This is a genomic window from Oleiphilus sp. HI0043 (genome assembly GCF_001634935.1).
The window spans coordinates 1-1525 of the sequence record NZ_LWEY01001972.1 but is presented as its reverse complement, the minus strand read 5'-3'; the positions used below and the strand labels follow the sequence as shown (position 1 = coordinate 1525).

Below are 1525 nucleotides of genomic sequence, written 5' to 3'. Positions count from 1 at the left end.
AGAAATATATAGCGGGGCTACATCAAGAACGTTTGGTGCAATGCTTCTTAAGTCAAAATGTGATGCGCTCGGAGTTCGTGTTGAATATTCAACTGCTCAAGGCTTAGGCTTTGGCACAGTGCTATATGTTTAGAATTTTAGTGCAGATAATATCCTTATATATCAATGACCTATGCGCATAATGTTGATTATGTTAAATGATATCCTCTACATACGTTAAATTTAGTAGTGAAAGCTAAACTTAATGGAACAAGCTTGTAGGTTAAGAAGGCGGATGTAAATGACGGAAGATAAAGATCGATTGCGACACTTGTTGACTATTGCTGATAAAGAAGCGAAATATTTACAGTCTACTTTTAATCGTTTGAGTTCTGAAACTATCAATGAGAAATGGGTTGTTGAGCTGGAAGATAATTTGGAGTTGGCTGAACGTGTAGATGCTTTTATCGGCTCCCCAACAATATAGGGAGCAGATTTTACATTTTTGTCCATAACGTGCTGTTATATAAAGAAAATATCTCTAGGTTTTTATAGCTTGATAGATCTAATTTTATCCATATCAAAACGAGCATCATTAGATGCCTTCCTTCTGAAATCGTATTCGCCACGTAAATTAACGTGCTTCCATGTTATCACTGAGCCCTGACTTATTGATTCAATGAGATCTCTTCTATCGTCAGGGTCTGACGTGTCAGCTACAAGGTCGGATAAATATAAATAGTTCCAGAGTATGATTGAGTTCTGGAGAAGCAGCTTGCACGCCGTAGCAACTTCCTGGTCTGCTAGAACACCTTCTTGAAAGGCTTGGTCGTTGTCAAAGAATACCGCTCGAGAGAATCTATTCGAAAGCTCGACTCTATTGAGTTGCTTTTGTATTTGTTGTCTTAGATCTTCGTCATCGAAATAAGTCAGAATGAACTGTGATTTAATAACCCTTCCAAACTCTTTAAGTGCTCGATACAAGGGGTGCTCCTTAGAGTATGAGCTTAATCGTTTAAACAGCTGTGAGGCAGTAGCTTGCTTCATCTTAATCGTTGCAATAAATCTTAAGATATCATCCCAGTGATCAAGTATTTGATTTTTGCTGACAGGACGACTTGGAAGTAGACGATATCCTTTGTCGTAAAAAGTTTTTCGCGCAGAAAAGCTATATATTTGCTGGTTCCCGATGTTGGCAAGTCTTGGTGCAAACGCTATCCCTAGAAAGTGCGACACAGCGAATATCTGCTCTGTATAACCATGTGTATCGGTTGAATGTACTTGCCTAAGATCCGTCACTTCATTTTGGAGTAAACCATCAATGACGTATGGTGCCTCACGATCGGAAGCGCTGAAGACAGAGTTGTGGAATAACGACTGCTTTTCATCAATGAATGTATAAATTGTGACGCCCTTGTCTTTGCCGAAATATTTGTAGGAATGATTCGCGTGCAAGCAATCTACATCGACGTTTACCTTTCTACCATCACTCGATGAGTGGAGAACTTCCGGATCCTTTAGATAAGCACTGGATAATTTTAAATTG

The 1525-nt window shown here is 39.1% G+C and carries 2 protein-coding genes; one reads left to right on the top strand and one right to left on the bottom strand.

Translation table 11 applies throughout. From position 1 onward, the window contains the following. Positions 1-280: 280 nt before the first annotated feature. Entirely contained in the window at positions 281-466 is a 186-nt protein-coding gene (locus A3729_RS30360; protein WP_068633487.1) for a hypothetical protein, read from the top strand. Positions 467-528: 62 nt separating this feature from the next. On the opposite strand, the gene A3729_RS30355 is transcribed toward A3729_RS30360, so the two are convergent. Further along, on the bottom strand, positions 529-1525 hold a 997-nt coding region (locus A3729_RS30355; RefSeq protein WP_156498249.1), incomplete at its 5' end, for a Tn3 family transposase.